The sequence below is a fragment of the Bacillus cereus group sp. MYBK139-1 genome (assembly GCF_051916915.1).
GTDB lineage: Bacteria > Bacillota > Bacilli > Bacillales > Bacillaceae_G > Bacillus_A > Bacillus_A pacificus.
This window is the reverse complement of record NZ_JBQAHO010000001.1, coordinates 429,557-445,841: the sequence shown is the minus strand read 5'-3', so window position 1 is coordinate 445,841 and position 16,285 is coordinate 429,557. Positions and strand designations below refer to the sequence as shown.

Here is a 16,285-nt window from a genome sequence, read left to right as displayed (position 1 = left end):
ATTATGAAAGACATTCTTCGTGAAATTGGCATGATTGCAAGGGCATTAGATTCTATTAGTAATATAGAATTCAAAGAATATGAGCTTACAAAAGGTCAGTATTTGTACCTTGTGCGAATATGTGAAAACTCAGGAATCATTCAAGAAAAGCTATCTGAGATGATAAAAGTAGATCGTACAACCGCAGCCCGTGCCATCAAAAAGCTTGAAATCAATGGATTTATCGAAAAGAAAGAAGATGTATCTAACAAAAAAATCAAAAAACTTTTCCCAACAGAAAAAGGAAAAAATGTCTATCCTTTTATTAAGAGAGAAAATGATTATTCCAATACTGTTGCATTAGAAGGATTTTCGGAAACAGAAGCGGAAACTATTTCTAACCTTCTTCAAAGAGTAAGAAAAAATATAGAAAAAGATTGGGAATTTGTAAAAAAGGGAAATAAGAGAAATTATTGATTATATAAAGGAGCTAACTATTCAAATGACTACACATATAGAAAAGTGCACCCTTGAAGATATACACAGACTTCAAGAAATTAGTTATGAAACATTTAATGAGACTTTTAAACATCAGAATTCACCCGAAAATATGCATCATTATTTGGAAAAGGCATTTAACTTAAAACAATTAGAAAAAGAATTATCCAATATCTCTTCTCAATTCTTTTTTGTCTACTTCAACGATGCAATTGCTGGGTATCTGAAGATCAATACTGATGATGCTCAGTCTGAAGAAATGGGCGATGAATCACTTGAAGTCGAGAGAATTTATATAAAGAGCTCCTTTCAAAAACATGGTCTTGGCAAATATCTACTAAATAACGCTATGGAAATTGCAATAGCAAATAATAAAAAGAATATTTGGCTAGGCGTATGGGAAAAAAATGAAAATGCTATTGCTTTTTATAAAAAATTAGGGTTTGTACAAGCTGGCTCTCACTCCTTTTATATGGGAGATGACGAACAAGTTGACCTTATAATGATTAAAACACTCATATAACTTTTTTGAGAGGTGGGCTACTATGTATATTCCAAAATATTTTAAAGTCACAAATGTTGATGAAATTTGGGAGTTTGTTCAAAAAAACTCTTTTGGAACAATCGTCACAACAAAAAAAGAGAAACCAATCGCAACTCATTTACCTTTTGGGTTAACTAAACAAGGTGATGATTATTTTATTACTGGACATATGGCTTATGGGAACCCCCAGTGGAGAACATTTGAAACCTGTGAGGATGTTCTTGTAATGTTTCAGGGACCGCACTCTTATATCTCTTCTTCTTGGTATGAAAATGAAGAAGTTCCAACATGGAATTATCAAGCTGTCCATATATATGGTAAAGCAAGTATTTTAAATAAAGAGGAATTAATAGATGAATTAACAACAATGCTGCAAAAATATGAAGAGCATCGTGAAAATCCAGTATTATGGGATAAACTTTCCCCTACTCTCTTAGAAAATGAACTGAAAGGTATAGTTGGATTTAAGATTAAGGTGGGAGACATCCAGGCTGCATATAAATTAAGCCAAAATCGAAATGAGACGGATTATATTAACATTATTGAGAAATTGTACGATGAAGAAAATCCAGATGCAAAACAAATGGCGGAACTCATGGGGAGTAGATTAAAAAATCACATATAATCCATTGTTATTCAACTCTCACATTTCAAAATTAAAGAACAGACTGGAACGTTCTATAGGCAGTTTTCTTTAAAATGTAAAAGTTCGAACTGAAAGTGAATGGTGTTTAATAAAAAAGAATCTATTTTGAAAAAAGACTATTCAAAATAGATTCTCACGTTTCAGTATTAAGATTATTTTAACCAAAAACAACTTTTAAGCCTTCGAAATATCAACAAATCCTTCTCCGAATACGTCACGAACATCATGTATAGCAATGAACGCAGCCGGATCTGTAGTTTGAACAATTCGCTTTAGCTTCACTACTTCTTGCTTATTAATAACAACATAAAGAATGTCCTTCGGCGTTTTCGTGTAATAACCATGACCTGAATACACAGTAACCCCTCTGCCCATTAACGAAGTCACCTTCCCGGCAATTTCATCCGGATTATCGGAAATAATCGTAATGGCCTTTTTCGGATTTAATCCTTCAATTACAAATTCCATTACTTTCGTTCCTACATATAACATAATAATTGTCAGCATCAGTTTTTCTGCACCAATGATGAAATAAGATGAAAACGCAACGATTAAATCGAAGAACAGTAGACCATAGCTAATGCTCCATCCTAAATATTTATGCGTCATCCGTGCTAAGATGGTAGTACCTGCTGTCGTTCCACCAACGCGAATAATAAGACCAATCCCGCACCCGATAAATATTCCACCAAAAATAGCATTTACGAGCATTTCATCAGAAGCAATCGTCCATCCTTCTGTTAAATGAAGAAATAGCGAGTTCGTAACTACAGCGATAATCGTATAAATCGTTGTGATTTTATTTAAAAATTTATAACCGACTATTAACAAAATCGCATTTAAAATTAAATTGACTAAACCTGGTGACCACTCAAATAAGTAGTACGTAATAATCGTGATACCTGTTACTCCGCCCTCACCAAACTCATTCGGAATAACAAATAAATTGACACCTAAAGCAAAAAGGAATGCACCAATAATAATAAAAATAATGTCTGTCGTTCTTTTTTTCATATAGTACCTCACTTCTTATGCAAATATTTCTTCAGATATAAACTCTCACCATTATATCGTGGAATATTCAAATCGAACAGTGGTTTATTTTTATTTTCATATAGGATGATAAATCAACTTTATCCTATATCTACATGTAATTTAAAAAGGGTAACAACTGTATTTATTATGTACTACAAGTAAAGTTTTGATTTCATATGCTATTTACGCTGAAAAGTGAATAGGAACACTCTCAATCGCACAAACTTCGAATACAAAACAAATAGGCGAAGCTATAGGATAGGCTTCGCATCAAGCGTGTGCTCACAGAGGTTTATATTCATAAATTTACTTATCTTTCTCCATATATTCTTTAATCTTTCGTTCTTCCCACTCTTTTCCGAATATCCCAAATGGAAAAGTTGTTAGACCATGTATAACGATACCGATCCCCCAACCTCCAAGTGGATATAAAAACCATAATTTACTTGAATCAGAGCTTATATTTATGAAAAAAAGCATTAAGTTCACTAGTATATAGACCGTTAAATGAATGTAAAACGCTTTTAAGTTCTCCACCCTTTTTTTAGCTCGTAAATAATTCTCATCTCGCTCCATATGTAAACACCTCTTTCATCATTGTATTTTTTAAATTCGCTCCGATTTAAACATCATATTCTAGTCAGGAATCCCTTATTCTCAAAAAATACAAAACAAAAAAGTACCTAGCAAATAGTCATGTGTATGACCATTTGCTAGGTACTGCATAATCCGTTTATTATTTACAGGAGTCTAATTAAGACCAAATCCAAACATCATCATTATTCACAGCGTTGTTCTTTACCTCATAAACCTTTTCGATATGATCCGTTGTGTTCCAATTAATAGAACTGCCACCCCAGCCTACATACCTCATATCAATTTTCACTTTCTCACCCGCTTTAAACACTTGCCCCTTTGTCAAGAAAACATCAATAATAACTTTCTTCCCGTTTAGCGATGGATACTCAACTACGACATATTTAGTAGCACCGTCTCCCTCATCTTTCATCGTTCCTACTTTTGATACTTCTCCAATTACATAATCAGGTGAGCCATCTTCTTTCATGTGCATGCCTAACTTGTTTGTTGTATTTTCAATTGCAGTTGCAACCATATATTCTGTAAAATTACGCATCATAGATCCAGTAGCTTTTACTTCATCTCCTACTTTCACATTTGAAAATGAATCTATATATACACTAACAGGTTCTTCGTATTGCTTAGATTTAACAACAATTACACCGTTATCTACTTCTACTACTCGTCCTTCTAATGTTGAGAAATTAGATTCTATAGAAGCTGCACTCGCTTTTGTTACTTCTAGTCCTGGTACATTCGTTCCTGATAATGCTGCGATTCCTAAAGCACCTGCTAAAATTATTTTTTTCATACCCATTATGAAACATCTCCATTCATGATGATTTTATTTTTGATTGGATACGACCAACATGTAACTATTATAGTTACAGGTCGTGTGAAATAGCAACCCTCTTTCTTATGCAATGTTGCATACTGTAATTTTTAAATATACAGCAAGAGGAATAAATTCTCGAATTATAATAGTTAATTCAAAGCTAAAATAACCTTATGGGCACGGTATAAAGAAATTAAGAACTACTTTCGATCCTAAGGTTAACCAATAGCTTTATAAAAACTCAATCAAATTCTATTCAACTAGTTGAAAACTGAACCATGTCGAATTTTATTTTCATAAAATTCAAATTCTAAGGAGGTTTTACAAAATATTACACAGAATTATTCGTATATCGTAATATAATTGGTAATTTTTTACGATTCATTTCATTTTATCTACCACGTTTAGACAAAATGAAAAAACATAACAAAAGGAGAGATATAGATTGAAAAGAAAAATTAGTACAGCTGTTGTAGGGTTATCAGTGTTTAGCTTTGGTCTTTTTGGTGTAAATATTGGGGATGGCGGCGTTGTAAAAGCTGAGCACGGTGAAACTTTTGCTCCGAAATTAGAAAGCCATGGAGACCACGGCGGGGCTCCTGCTTATGATCATGGAAGACCTCCTATTTCATCATATAATAAAGGGGATACCTGGGCTCCGAAACAAGAGACACATGCTGATTTAAGCTCGAAATTGGATTCACATGCTGATACTTGGGCTCCTGCTTTCAATATTGGCGATACTCCTGCTCCGAAACTTGAGGGGCACGAACATTTCCCTGCTCCAAAACTAGAAGCTCACGGTGAAACTATTTAACACACCCCCCTAGCTATATAACTAGGGGGTTATCTTTTCATCCTATTGACATCCCATGCATACTTTCTCAACTTTTATTTTAGCACTGTGCATGTGACGTCATTTTCTTAAGATTCTATAGTCACTTGTGTTCCCTTTCCCCCAAAAAACATAGAAAACACTATAAAAACACAAGGATTGACAGGTTTTACAAGCTCTAAAAAATTCAGAATATTATTTATCAATAAAAATTCCATATAATTACTTTTTATTGTGTTACCATTATAGTTACAATTATATAGAAAAATATACAAGGGGGCTAATATGAACATTTCATTAAAGGGACATACATATACAACAAAACATTTAGAAGCTTGGTACCATGCAATCTTAACGCATAACGTTAAGGAAGCACAAATTCAGTTTCAAGAAGCTAAAAAAGAACATGAAGAAATGTTTTTGAAAGAAACAGAAACATTTCCACTTTATCATTTATATTACGCATTACTTCAGTTCCGACATACAGCTCTGACAGATGGACTATCAATCACGAAAAATAGTTTTCAAATCATAGAAGACCAAGAAAAACCAGAAGATAAACATTTATCTTATCTATATCATTATTATAAAGCGATGCATTTAACAGCTATCAATAAGTATCAGGAAGCAGGCGAATATTTCTTAAAAGCACAGGCACTCTTATCCGGACACACTCAAATTGAACATGCTGATTTCTATTACCGATTTGCAACTTATCATTACCATCAACAACAACCAAGTTTTGCGATTGTAAATGCTTCTAAAGCATTAGAAATTTTCGAATCGCAACACGGATGTGAAAGAAATATTTCTTCCTGTTTAAGTGTACTTGGTGCTTCTTATGTAGACGTAGGACATTTTGAACAAGCTGAAGAAAGTTATAACAAAGCATTAGATATTCTTCAAAAATTAAATGAGGAATCATTACAACTTTTTGTGCGTGGTAATTTAGGACTATTATACGCAAGTCAAAATCTATCTGAAGAAGCAATCCGTCACTTGACGCAAGTCGTCGAAAAAATCCCATCTCACTACAAAGCTATATTCTTACTTGCACAAGAACATGAAAAATTAGGACTTATAGACAAAGCAAACCACTACATTAAGATAGGGAAACAACTTATTTCTGAACTTGGTAATGAAGAGTATAAACATCATTTTGCTATATTAGAAGTTTTCACGAACCAGAATGAATTAGATCAAATTGAACCGATTGTTTTAAAAGGAATTGAATACTTCAATAGAGAATCCTTATATAGTTACGTTTCTGAATATCTTGAAAAACTAGCTCTTGCGTTTTATAACAAACAACAACATGAGAAAGCAAGTTTATACTTCTTTAATAGTACAGTAGCAAAAAAATCAAATGAAAGAGGGTTAAAGAAATGAAAAAAACAATTGGTAAAATCGCTATAGGTATTGCTTTTACGGGTATTGCTGCATTTGGCTTAAACGCAGGTTTCACAAATCAAGCTGGACATGCTCACTTCCCTTCTCCACCTGCTCCTTCTTTTTCTGAGGGACATACTGGCGGCGCTCCTGCATTAAACATCGGCGACACTGGTGGCGCCCCTGCTAATTCTGAGCATGGTACAGGTATTTAAGTTACCAAAATTGAGATTTATTTAGTTTTCAATTTCCATATCTATTCGGAAACCATTTAATATAGCAAATATTATGTATACGCATGATTTCTATTGTGATACACTCTACCCGAGAGAAATCTCCAATACATATGTGGTTTTCAAGTCTAAAAAATACACCTAGTAATTAGGTGTATTTTTATTTTACCTCTCTATCTAATAATTAAAGAATACTCCCCTAAAAATCCCAACAAAAAAACCGAAGAAACTACCTATACTTCGGACACTTAAAGTACCACGAACATTGCGATTTTTAGTGACACTCCGTATCCAACCTCACTTTCATCCCATGCCTAAAGGCGATAGCTCTCTTGCTCAGGAAAAGCTGTAACCTCTCCATTCATGATGATTTTATTTTTCGGATTGAATACGACCAACTTATAATCATTACAGTTACAGATTGTAGAAAATAGCAACCATCGTTCTTATGCAATCTTGCATACTGTAACTTTTAAATATATTCAACACGAATGCTAAATTCTTGAATCACAGCAGGTAAACAGATTGATGATGAAGAAAATAATGTGATGCATCATATTTTTCAAAGCTACATGTATAGTCGTAGTCTATTACATTATGTAGGAGCGGAGTTAATATGTTAAAGAAACCAAACAGATTACAGCCAGGTGATATCGTGGCAACAGTAAGTCCTTCATGGGGAGGCGCAGGCGATTCTGAGATAAGATGGCGTTATGAACAAGGAGTAAAGAGATTAGAAGAAGTTTTCGGTCTTACGGTTGTTCCCATGCCGAATAGTTTAAAAGGTAGCGAATTCATTTATAACAACCCACAAGCTCGTGCGGAAGATTTAATGACAGCATTTCAAGATACGCGCGTGAAAGCAATTATTGCGAATATTGGCGGTCAAGATAGCATTCGCCTACTTCCCTATATAGATTTTAATGCAATACGTGAAAATCCGAAAATTTTTATGGGATACTCTGACGTTACCATTTCACATTTATTTTGTCATAAAGCAGGAATTTCCTCCTTTTACGGTCCAGCAATTTTGACCGACTTTGCCGAAAATGTAGAGATGGATCCATATACGGTTGAAATGGTAAATCGAACTCTCTTTTCCAATGAAATGATTGGCGAAATTCAACCAGCGCCTGAATGGACGAGTGAGCGTTTAGAATGGATAGAGGTAAATAAAGATACAAGGCGTACGATGCAGCAAAACAATGGATATGAGTTACTTCAAGGCTCTACTACTGTACAAGGACGTTTAATTGGTGGCTGTATAGAAGTATTAGAATTTACAAAAGGAACGGAGCTTTGGCCTGAGAGCAAACATTGGGAGGATAGTATTCTCTTCTTTGAAACTTCTGAAGATCATCCAGAACCAAGTTATATAAAGTATTGGTTACGAAATTATGCAGCGCAAGGCATTCTCCAAAAAGCAAAAGGCATCATTTTTGGTAAACCAAAAGACGAAATGTATTATGAAGAATATAAACACGAAATACTGCAAGTAATGAAAGAACATAACTTAGAAGATTTGCCGATTCTTTATAATTTAAATTTCGGCCATACTGAACCGAAGTTTATTTTACCTTACGGTGCGATGGCAGAAATTGATTGTGAAAATGTATCTTTTTCTATTTTAGAGAGTGGCGTGGAATGAAGTGTAACTTTAATCAGGGGGTCCATTCACATCGCTATCAAGCTAACATTTTGAAGTACTCCCAAAACAAAAATTTATTCTTTTCATAGGTAACCAAGGACATTTAGTTTATTTTTTTCGTTTTAGGGAACAATTAATTTCTTAAGTTGATAGCGATGTGGCGCTATCTCAAAATATAAAAATCTCCTTCAAAAAAGAAAGGCGCCTATACACCTTTCTTTTTTAACTCACTTGTACTCTCTTCAGCATCCAAAATCCCTTCGGAATCACTTTAATACATCATTGTACGGACCTAATTGCTTTTTAGAAAAGTAATGGATTGTCTCCTTACTTTTCAGTAACATATTTCCTTTTATAATTTTAAAAAATGATATTATAGTTTTTCAATTCTCATATAAAGTCTATTGACTGTATATATCTTTCTCTATATTCTTTAACAACATTTCCAACCTATCCCTAGTAACTTGATTAAAATGTGGATTTAATTCCTTTATTATGAATTCAAGTAACTCATAGCTTATGTATTCACCCAATTCCAGTGAATATTGTTCAGCCAAAAAAGACTTTAATTTTTTAGAGATATCAATCTTATCCTTTTTACTAATTTTTATCTCCATTCGATAACAAACCCCTCTTAGATTAATCTGAAAAGCTAATTAAAATAACTTTTTATTACCTGCGAACTGGTCACTGTTGCATATCATTTTTATATTTGAAGTATCTCTGTTTTATATATTACACAGCACAATATATAAAACAAAGCCCAAATACAGAATTTTTAACTTTATCAACTTTTTTAGGAATTCCAAATAAAATTAACTTTTTCATATTATTAAATTTTTTCTATAAATTTTTCATACCTTCTACCTTTTTGGCACTTTCGTTACCGTAAGTTGCAATTTTCCTCATTTTTAAAATAATACAACCTAGACTCAATGCAAAAAGTGAAATGAATAATATAACTGTAATCTTTTCACTTTTAAATTTTAGAGTAAATGAGGAAAGGGATGCTCCTCCCTTTTCATTATTTTGAAGAGAAAAATTTAGAAATTTTGTACGTCCAAACATGTACCAAACAAATAGTGTAAAAATAAAGAATAGTAATATCCCATAAAGAATAAAATACCATTCATAAAATTTTATAATATAATTAACTAGTAACGGAAACCCTAGCGCCCCAACCCCAAACCATACTTCGAGAATGCTAAATTTAGCAGCACTATTCCTTTCTGCTGAAATAATAAAGGAACCCATCGTAGTTTCTAACAAACCTGCTCCATAGCCTAATACAAAGCAAATAACAGTTAAATATGCCCATTCTTTAATATATATAAAACCTCCTAGAACGATGGATATTACTAAAATACCTAATGTTATTGTTTTAAAATAATGATACTTTCTTACTAGTATGGGTGAACTTAGAACACCAAATAAAAACCCGTAAATTGAAAAAATATTAAAACACCTAATTGATCAGGGGTTCTTCCATAATATTGTATGAATGAAGGAATTAAACTACCTATGCAAACATGTATTATTCCTACAATAAAATAAAACAAGCAACCATATCTAGTCCTTTATCCGGACAAAAAAATCGATCCAGTCAAAACTTTAAAATTGATAGTTTACCTGTAGGTACCAAAGAATTGAAATGGGTTATTGTACCTTCAGAAAAAGATCATCCTTCTACTATCTCTTTCAATGTAATGATTGATGTTCCCCTAGGTACTGATTCTATTCGTTGGAAAAATATTTCACATGAATTTAGGACTGAAGCTTACACAAATACCAAATATTATATCGCAAGTCCAATTGGTGCCACTAACAAATTCACTGTGCAAATTTATGCTATTACAAATTAGAAAATAAAGAATCCCAATGGAGTACCATTGGGATTCTTTTTCGATTTCATTTCGTAAACAATAGATGGAGATTAAATTTATTTGCAAATCATTTAAACCATTTGAGAATTTATATTTTGAACGGCCGTTTATTTCCAAAGAAAAATTCAAAAATATTAACTACATTTTCCTGCTTATCATTTACTCAAAACTGGCTTCCAAAGCGATAGGGCAAAAATCCAATTTGTGTCACCATTGCCTTGATAACCTTGAACTGCTTCATACACTTTCCCCTCATATACTACTCTATCACCTTTAGTATATGCTTTTCTCGCATCCCATTTTTCATATGTGGAATCCTCTGCCTTTGTTGTTACATCCAATACATCACTTCTACTAGATTCATTTCCAGCTAAATCAACCGCTGTTACTACATATTTATACGATGTATTAGCCTTCAATTCCTTATCCATAAAGTTAGACTCTTTATTTTAATACTAGTAGAATCATTTCGTTCATAGAGACTATCTTCAATTAATATTAAAAGCTACTTTCTGGTTGCTGTTGTCCATCTTCACCTATACAGTTAGTTTGTAAGAACCCTCCTCTTAAGGAAGGCCCTATCTTTTATCAGAAGTAGAATTCAATTTAATGCTTAGGGCAAACATTTTATCGCAGACACTATCAAAGGTACATTGCATCATTTAACAAATATTTTAATCCTACCGCTAGACTTACAATAAGTATAGACAAATATCAATTTCCGCACCAATACTATTGATAAAACCAATAGTATGTTGATCAAAACATAAAGAAGGGACTTCATTATTTTCTATTTTTACAACAACAGATAATTTGCATTTTAGATTATGTTTACTTTGCATATTAATTATTTCATTTTTTTTATGTTCCAATATGGAAATTAACTTTTTTACAACCTCTTCTGCATTAAGAGATTCTTCATACCCTGTTTCAATACTCCAGTTTGTTTCTTCCCGAATAAATAACGAATTACCTCTAATAAAGTCACCTTTTTTATAAGTCATCGTTGGTTCTAAATTAAATTGTTTAGTTAGCTCTTCTGGATTAAATATTTCTCCGAAAATGGCTAGTTCTACATTTATTAATGTACTCAAATTATTTAACACATCCCTATTAATATTTGAAGTAAAGGATAATAAATTTTATCCTTTACTTCATACTTATAATTCATTATAACTAAAAATCTAAAGTCATTTTTTCACAAATGACTTTAGATTTTTTTATTTTATAAATGAATCAGTTGGTATCGGAGTTCCTTTTCCACCTTTTAGGTAAATCCAAAGTCTTCCTGTTTTCTTATCCACATAGATATCATATTTTGAAATACTAACACTTCTACCCAAGTAGTCTCTTTTTAATTCGTGAGCATCAATACCTTTTCTTTTAAGGAATTTATCATCAACCTTATTTATACTCTTGGGAACCTGTTTCATTGCTGAAGTTACTGCTTGTTTTCCATACTTTTTTATTGCATATTGTATACCATATCTAGCCACAGCCGCTACTACTACAGGCCAAATAGAAGCACTTGCTTTTAGGGTATTAACTTCATATTCTTTTCCTGTTTCTTGATCAACGAATGTAGCTATAAAGTCATTTCCTTCAACTTCTTGTACATAAACATCAAAGTTTTGTTGGGTTTCTTCACCATTTTCATCAACCGTCTTACCGAATACAGTAATTCCCCCTGTTTCAAGGTTCATGTCGATATCTGTTGAAACTGATAAATCTGTTGTGTCTAAAGTTGTATTAACTACGACCTTTTCGTCTGTTTCTTTTTCTATATTAATCTTTAATTCATTTGAAACTTCAATTCCTAATTCTTTATTTACTTCAGATTCCACTTTACTTACATCAACGGAAGTTACTTTATCTTGTATTCCTGTATCTGCTTTTACATATTGTATATTAGGAAGTAAAGTAAGTAACATAGAAAACACTAATATTTTAACAATTACGTTTTTCATTAATCGATCTCCTCTTTCAATCTATCATTATTAATCCAGAACCATATTCAGAATCATATCCTTTTTCACCTAGATCTTTAGTTTTATCATTTAAATAAGATTTAATATTCTGACTATTGAAAATTATATCTTTTTGTGCTAATAGGACTGCTACAGTACCCGTAACATACGCAGTAGCAAAAGAGGTACCACTATAATATGAATAGTCACCTTTATTATCAGTAGTTAAGATATTTATTCCGGGAGCTGCATAATCTATTTTCCCTTTTGCAGATACACCAGATCGTTTTAAATTTTCTTTTATTGCTGAAACAGATATTACATTTTCATATTTAGCTGGATAATCAACTGATAATCCTAATGTATTTCCTGAAGCTGCAACAATTATGATTCCCTTGTCTAATGCTTCATCTATAGCTTCTTTTAATTTCGGATTATCTGATTGTACACCGAAACTAATATTCATTATTTGCACATTTTCTTGAATGCACCATTGTATACCTTTAATTAATGTATCAATATCTGCTAAACCTTTGTCATCGAGAACTTTAACGTCATAAATCTCTGCATTAGGGGATATTCCAGTGAGACCTAAATCATCATCATGGGCGGCTATGATTCCAGCAACTGCAGTCCCATGTCCATAATTATCAACATTTTCGTTTCCTGGATTAATAGCATTATAATCTTTTACAATTTTTCCTTTTAAATCTTGATGATTTTTATTAATCCCACTATCCAATATTGCTACTTTGACTTTAGGTAATGACTTATAGTCATTAATCTTAGTCTCATCAGAATATATTGCTTTAAATCCCCAATTCTTTTGTTTAGTAATCTTTGCTTCGTCGCTCTTCTCTTTTTTAGATGCGGGTTTGCTGTTTGAGCTAAAACAAGAACATAAAAAAAAGAGACAAATTATACTGATGGAACAAACTTTTTTTATAAACATCACTCCTTTATCTTGTATGTCCCAAAATATTTTTTCTCCTAAAATGAAAGGGCATACATTTTGTAGTAAAGTTAAAGTTCTTATGACCCTTTAAATACTAAGGTCAATAGAAATTAATAACAAGCCTATTATTCTCCTTCTTTTTTTTGTATAATCAATATGAATAATCGGAATATTACACCTCGTTTAATATCGTTTAATTTAAATATAAAGTTTTTAATTATTTGTAAATGTACTATTTTCATATAGTCTTTAACATCAGAATTAATGAGAAATTTGCAACTATATATTATGCAACCTTTATTTTCCGACCATTTATGATGTGCTAAAAACCGAGTTTAATTTAACCTATTCCCCGAAAGAATTCTCCTTCCTCAAGGAACGCGAAATGAGTAAGTGGGAGATACAATGGCTTCGGACATGTGATGAAATAAAGCCATTTTAGTTGTCCGCCATACATGGAGTACCGGCCCATTCCCATCAACCTAAGAAAACAAATGTGGGATACTTCAAAATATTAGCTTGATGCACATGGATCAGCACCCTAATAGGCTTGGATTAAAATCATAACAACCAGCTAAAAAAAGATTGCTGTAATAGAAGTTATGCATATAATCAAAAAAGGACAAACTATCCCAGATGAATAGTTTGTCCAAAACCAGAATCTCTTTGGTTTAAAACTATATAATTTAGTTCCGCTAGGAATCTTTCATTCTCATTTCATATCCTATCATTTTTGCATCAGAACTAACTACAGTAAATTAGAATAATGACTTAATACTTGCTAGAACAGTAAGTATCCCTATAACAATTACAAATACATTACTCATTTTCCCTCTGTATTTTGCTAGTACTGGTACTTTACGAATCGCATACATCGGTAATAGACATAAGATAGCAGCGACTAACGGACCGCTAAGAGCATCAATGATTCCAAGAATACTTGGATTTGTATAAGCGACATACCAGCATGTTAGTACAACAAAAGTAAGAATCATTGTCTTAACTGTTTTTTCTCCTATATCTTTCCCACGTTTTTTACCAGACTTGATAATCATGTCACGCATTACCTCATACGCTCCTATATAATGGCCAAGGAAAGATTTTGTAATAGCCACAAACGCAATGATAGGAGCTGCAATCGTGATTACTGGCGAATTAAGCTCATTAGCAAGATATGATAGGATTGACAAGTTCTGTTCTTTTGCTACCTTAAGATCATCTGGAGTCAAACTTAAAGTACTGCTCCAAACAAAAAACATAACAACAGCGAATGTCATAATATAACAAACTTTTTGTATTTGAGCACACTTGGCATCAGTAGCGTCTATTCCATACGTAGCTCTCTGTTTCATAACAAATGACGAAATCATAGGAGAATGATTAAACGAGAATACTATGATTGGTAGTATCATCCAAATCGTTCCAAAATACCCTGTTCCAGTTGAAGCAGTAGAAACACTTGAAAAACTTAACATTGAAGTATTCCATTGTGGAATTAAAGATATTGCAATAAAAAGTAGAGAAGCAATGAAAGGATATACTAGCATGCTCATTATCTTTACAGTAATATCCTGACCAAAATTTAGTATAGTGATAAGACCGAGTACTAATACAAGTGATAAAATAGCCCTTGGAGGCTCCGGCATGTGCAATTGGTGTACAATAAAACTACTTGCCGTATTTGTAAGTGCGACCGAGTACATCAGCACGATCGTATAAATGGAGACGAAATATACGATGTTAAAAATGATACTTGCTTTATTTCCGAAATATTCTCTTATTGTACCTGTAATCCCCTCATCGGCAGAATTCGAAGCGTAAATCATTTTAGCAAGCGCCCTATGTGAGTAGTACATAACTGGATATGCAAGTATAGTAATTAACAGCAATGATAATAAACCACCTGAACCTGCATTAATCGGTAAAAAGAGTACCCCTGCTCCAATTGCTGTTCCAAAAAGGCTCAATGCCCAGGTAGTATCCTGTTTATGCCATTTTTTAGGGTCTAGGTATTTTTCATTTTTTACTGCCGTATTATCAGCTTGAAATTCTATGTTTTTTGCAGTATTCCCATTCATATATTAATTCCTCCTTGTTTCCTATTCTTACGTCTTTATTTAAGGTATAGGAATATAGATCGTTCTTTTTGTTTATAAAGTGCGCCACATCGTATATCCTTCTTTTAAGTTGATCAGACTCAAAAAATTAACGAAGCATCAACCTGACGAGTTTGTTACCACTTACAAAATGTTTCAATTATATAGTAGGATATTTTATTGATAATTCCCCCAATATCCAGAAATCCTTAAGCGAACAATAGAGAATAGATTGTTAACCTTTTCACAATATAGACATTAACTGTTCATTGATTTGATTGTTTCTCCCCAAATATTTTATTTTTAATGGCAATCCCTGTAGGTGTAGCCGCAATTCCACCTAAACCTGTCTCTCTTAATTCGCGAGGAATCTGTCTTCCAACTCTATACATCGCTTCAATAACTTCGTCAGCATTGATGATATTGTTTACGCCGGCTAATGCGATGTCCGCTGCTGCTAAAGCATTTGTCGCTCCAATGGCGTTTCTCTTTACACAAGGAATTTCTACCAAACCAGCGACCGGATCACAAACTAAACCGAGTAAATTTTGTAATGCAATCGAAAAAGCTTCAGAAGATTGCTGTGGCGTTCCACCTGCAGCTTCTACCGCAGCTGCAGCCGCCATTGCTGAGGCACTGCCTACTTCAGCTTGACATCCTCCATACGCTCCTGAAATACAAGCGTTGTTTGCTACTATCGTTCCAAATAACGCTGATGTGAATAGAAAATGTATCATATCTTCATGACTTAACTGCAACGTATCCTTAATACTAAATAGGACTCCCGGAATCGTCCCACTCGCACCCGCTGTTGGAGTTGCACAAATAGCTCCTAATGCAGCATTTACTTCATTAACACCGATAGCACTTTGAATCCCTAACACCATCAAATCTCCAGAAAGAGTTTTCCTATTTTCTCGATAGTTTTTAATTTTAACTGCATCACCTCCGGTTAAACCGGTTGGAGAAAATACACCGTCGCCCTCGATACTTTTATTTATAGCATTTTGCATAGTCGCTAAATTTTGTTCCATTTTACTCCAAACTTCTTCATAAGAAGTTTTAGTTTGTTCGATTTCCTGTTCAATTGCTAATTCATAAATTGTCTTTTGACTTTTATTAGCTGCATCCACAATTTCTTTTATGGCCATATACATATTTTT

16 protein-coding genes and 4 pseudogenes are annotated in these 16,285 nt (G+C 33.0%); 8 read left to right on the top strand and 12 right to left on the bottom strand.

Annotated elements, in window-relative coordinates; translation table 11 throughout:
• Window positions 1–3: 3 nt before the first annotated feature.
• The 3 genes from ACTFRS_RS02300 to paiB are packed head-to-tail and all read left to right on the top strand — an operon-like array spanning window position 4 to window position 1,646.
• Window positions 4–456 carry a MarR family winged helix-turn-helix transcriptional regulator gene (locus ACTFRS_RS02300; protein ID WP_440024378.1) on the top strand — a complete coding sequence of 151 codons (453 nt, stop codon included), beginning with the start codon at window positions 4–6 and terminating at the stop codon, window positions 454–456.
• A 25-nt stretch (window positions 457–481) separates the two neighbouring features.
• Window positions 482–1,000: a GNAT family N-acetyltransferase gene (locus tag ACTFRS_RS02295; RefSeq protein WP_270709642.1), complete on the top strand. Its 519-nt coding sequence runs from the start codon at window positions 482–484 to the stop codon at window positions 998–1,000.
• Between the two features lie 22 nt (window positions 1,001–1,022).
• On the top strand, window positions 1,023–1,646 hold the full coding sequence (gene paiB, locus ACTFRS_RS02290) for a protease synthase/sporulation negative transcriptional regulator PaiB (RefSeq protein ID WP_318160566.1): 624 nt from the start codon (window positions 1,023–1,025) through the stop codon (window positions 1,644–1,646).
• Between the two features lie 195 nt (window positions 1,647–1,841).
• Here the strand turns inward: paiB and ACTFRS_RS02285 are convergent, their stop codons facing one another.
• The 3 genes from ACTFRS_RS02285 to ACTFRS_RS02275 form a co-directional block, all read right to left on the bottom strand.
• Window positions 1,842–2,681, bottom strand: coding sequence for a YitT family protein (locus ACTFRS_RS02285; protein ID WP_016717994.1), 840 nt, complete (start codon window positions 2,679–2,681; stop codon window positions 1,842–1,844).
• Window positions 2,682–3,008: 327 nt separating this feature from the next.
• The gene (locus ACTFRS_RS02280) at window positions 3,009–3,278 is read right to left on the bottom strand and encodes a 2TM domain-containing protein (protein WP_000438994.1); all 270 of its coding nucleotides are present in this window, start codon (window positions 3,276–3,278) and stop codon (window positions 3,009–3,011) included.
• Window positions 3,279–3,456: 178 nt separating this feature from the next.
• Window positions 3,457–4,098 (bottom strand): hypothetical protein, encoded by a 642-nt coding sequence (locus ACTFRS_RS02275; protein ID WP_242294518.1) that lies wholly within the window; start codon window positions 4,096–4,098, stop codon window positions 3,457–3,459.
• Between the two features lie 463 nt (window positions 4,099–4,561).
• On the opposite strand from ACTFRS_RS02275, the gene ACTFRS_RS02270 reads away from it, so the two are divergent.
• The 4 genes from ACTFRS_RS02270 (at window position 4,562) to ACTFRS_RS02255 (ending at window position 8,221) form a co-directional block, all read left to right on the top strand.
• Complete coding sequence (locus ACTFRS_RS02270; protein ID WP_318160565.1) at window positions 4,562–4,933, top strand: hypothetical protein; 372 nt, start codon at window positions 4,562–4,564, stop codon at window positions 4,931–4,933.
• A gap of 303 nt (window positions 4,934–5,236) precedes the next feature.
• A complete protein-coding gene (locus ACTFRS_RS02265) occupies window positions 5,237–6,340 on the top strand; it encodes a tetratricopeptide repeat protein (protein WP_440024379.1) in 1,104 nt (367 codons plus the stop codon).
• Window positions 6,337–6,555, top strand: a complete 219-nt coding sequence (locus ACTFRS_RS02260; RefSeq protein ID WP_242294981.1) for a hypothetical protein — start codon at window positions 6,337–6,339, stop codon at window positions 6,553–6,555. The genes ACTFRS_RS02265 and ACTFRS_RS02260 overlap by 4 nt, the downstream gene beginning before the upstream one ends.
• A gap of 634 nt (window positions 6,556–7,189) precedes the next feature.
• The gene (locus ACTFRS_RS02255) at window positions 7,190–8,221 is read left to right on the top strand and encodes a S66 family peptidase (protein WP_242294980.1); all 1,032 of its coding nucleotides are present in this window, start codon (window positions 7,190–7,192) and stop codon (window positions 8,219–8,221) included.
• 266 nt (window positions 8,222–8,487) lie between these two features.
• On the opposite strand, the pseudogene ACTFRS_RS02250 reads toward ACTFRS_RS02255, so the two are convergent.
• The 3 genes and pseudogenes from ACTFRS_RS02250 to ACTFRS_RS02240 form a co-directional block, all read right to left on the bottom strand.
• Window positions 8,488–8,586, bottom strand: a pseudogene (locus tag ACTFRS_RS02250) (HXXEE domain-containing protein); the annotation flags it as partial.
• A gap of 36 nt (window positions 8,587–8,622) precedes the next feature.
• A complete protein-coding gene (locus tag ACTFRS_RS02245; protein ID WP_000403244.1) occupies window positions 8,623–8,838 on the bottom strand; it encodes a DUF2164 family protein in 216 nt (71 codons plus the stop codon).
• Between the two features lie 319 nt (window positions 8,839–9,157).
• Window positions 9,158–9,744: pseudogene (locus ACTFRS_RS02240) on the bottom strand (MFS transporter); the annotation flags it as partial.
• A gap of 36 nt (window positions 9,745–9,780) precedes the next feature.
• Between ACTFRS_RS02240 and ACTFRS_RS02235 the strand changes: the two are divergent.
• A pseudogene (locus tag ACTFRS_RS02235) lies at window positions 9,781–10,083 on the top strand (hypothetical protein); the annotation flags it as partial.
• Between the two features lie 176 nt (window positions 10,084–10,259).
• Here the strand turns inward: ACTFRS_RS02235 and ACTFRS_RS02230 are convergent.
• From ACTFRS_RS02230 to sdaAA, 6 genes and pseudogenes are all read right to left on the bottom strand, one after another.
• A pseudogene (locus ACTFRS_RS02230) lies at window positions 10,260–10,544 on the bottom strand (carbohydrate-binding protein); the annotation flags it as partial.
• Window positions 10,545–10,796: 252 nt separating this feature from the next.
• The gene (locus ACTFRS_RS02225) at window positions 10,797–11,198 is read right to left on the bottom strand and encodes a DUF4279 domain-containing protein (protein ID WP_000105602.1); all 402 of its coding nucleotides are present in this window, start codon (window positions 11,196–11,198) and stop codon (window positions 10,797–10,799) included.
• Between the two features lie 126 nt (window positions 11,199–11,324).
• Window positions 11,325–12,071 carry an SAR2788 family putative toxin gene (locus tag ACTFRS_RS02220; RefSeq protein ID WP_000800054.1) on the bottom strand — a complete coding sequence of 249 codons (747 nt, stop codon included), beginning with the start codon at window positions 12,069–12,071 and terminating at the stop codon, window positions 11,325–11,327.
• Between the two features lie 16 nt (window positions 12,072–12,087).
• The gene (locus ACTFRS_RS02215; protein ID WP_193387741.1) at window positions 12,088–13,023 is read right to left on the bottom strand and encodes a S8 family peptidase; all 936 of its coding nucleotides are present in this window, start codon (window positions 13,021–13,023) and stop codon (window positions 12,088–12,090) included.
• A gap of 761 nt (window positions 13,024–13,784) precedes the next feature.
• Complete coding sequence (locus tag ACTFRS_RS02210; RefSeq protein WP_048555381.1) at window positions 13,785–15,104, bottom strand: aromatic amino acid transport family protein; 1,320 nt, start codon at window positions 15,102–15,104, stop codon at window positions 13,785–13,787.
• A gap of 284 nt (window positions 15,105–15,388) precedes the next feature.
• Window positions 15,389–16,279 carry an L-serine ammonia-lyase, iron-sulfur-dependent, subunit alpha gene (gene sdaAA, locus ACTFRS_RS02205; protein ID WP_000281785.1) on the bottom strand — a complete coding sequence of 297 codons (891 nt, stop codon included), beginning with the start codon at window positions 16,277–16,279 and terminating at the stop codon, window positions 15,389–15,391.
• Between the last annotated feature and the right edge of the window lie 6 nt (window positions 16,280–16,285).

What these genes read in the sequence shown, in the direction of transcription:
- ACTFRS_RS02300 (WP_440024378.1), top strand. Translation starts at nt 4, where the DNA reads ATGAAAGACATTCTTCGTGAAATTGGCATGATTGCAAGGGCATTAGAT.
- ACTFRS_RS02295 (WP_270709642.1), top strand. Translation starts at nt 482, where the DNA reads ATGACTACACATATAGAAAAGTGCACCCTTGAAGATATACACAGACTT.
- paiB (WP_318160566.1), top strand. Translation starts at nt 1,023, where the DNA reads ATGTATATTCCAAAATATTTTAAAGTCACAAATGTTGATGAAATTTGG.
- ACTFRS_RS02285 (WP_016717994.1), bottom strand. Translation starts at nt 2,681, where the DNA reads ATGAAAAAAAGAACGACAGACATTATTTTTATTATTATTGGTGCATTC.
- ACTFRS_RS02280 (WP_000438994.1), bottom strand. Translation starts at nt 3,278, where the DNA reads ATGGAGCGAGATGAGAATTATTTACGAGCTAAAAAAAGGGTGGAGAAC.
- ACTFRS_RS02275 (WP_242294518.1), bottom strand. Translation starts at nt 4,098, where the DNA reads ATGGGTATGAAAAAAATAATTTTAGCAGGTGCTTTAGGAATCGCAGCA.
- ACTFRS_RS02265 (WP_440024379.1), top strand. Translation starts at nt 5,237, where the DNA reads ATGAACATTTCATTAAAGGGACATACATATACAACAAAACATTTAGAA.
- ACTFRS_RS02260 (WP_242294981.1), top strand. Translation starts at nt 6,337, where the DNA reads ATGAAAAAAACAATTGGTAAAATCGCTATAGGTATTGCTTTTACGGGT.
- ACTFRS_RS02255 (WP_242294980.1), top strand. Translation starts at nt 7,190, where the DNA reads ATGTTAAAGAAACCAAACAGATTACAGCCAGGTGATATCGTGGCAACA.
- ACTFRS_RS02245 (WP_000403244.1), bottom strand. Translation starts at nt 8,838, where the DNA reads ATGGAGATAAAAATTAGTAAAAAGGATAAGATTGATATCTCTAAAAAA.
- ACTFRS_RS02220 (WP_000800054.1), bottom strand. Translation starts at nt 12,071, where the DNA reads ATGAAAAACGTAATTGTTAAAATATTAGTGTTTTCTATGTTACTTACT.
- ACTFRS_RS02215 (WP_193387741.1), bottom strand. Translation starts at nt 13,023, where the DNA reads ATGTTTATAAAAAAAGTTTGTTCCATCAGTATAATTTGTCTCTTTTTT.
- ACTFRS_RS02210 (WP_048555381.1), bottom strand. Translation starts at nt 15,104, where the DNA reads ATGAATGGGAATACTGCAAAAAACATAGAATTTCAAGCTGATAATACG.
- sdaAA (WP_000281785.1), bottom strand. Translation starts at nt 16,279, where the DNA reads ATGTATATGGCCATAAAAGAAATTGTGGATGCAGCTAATAAAAGTCAA.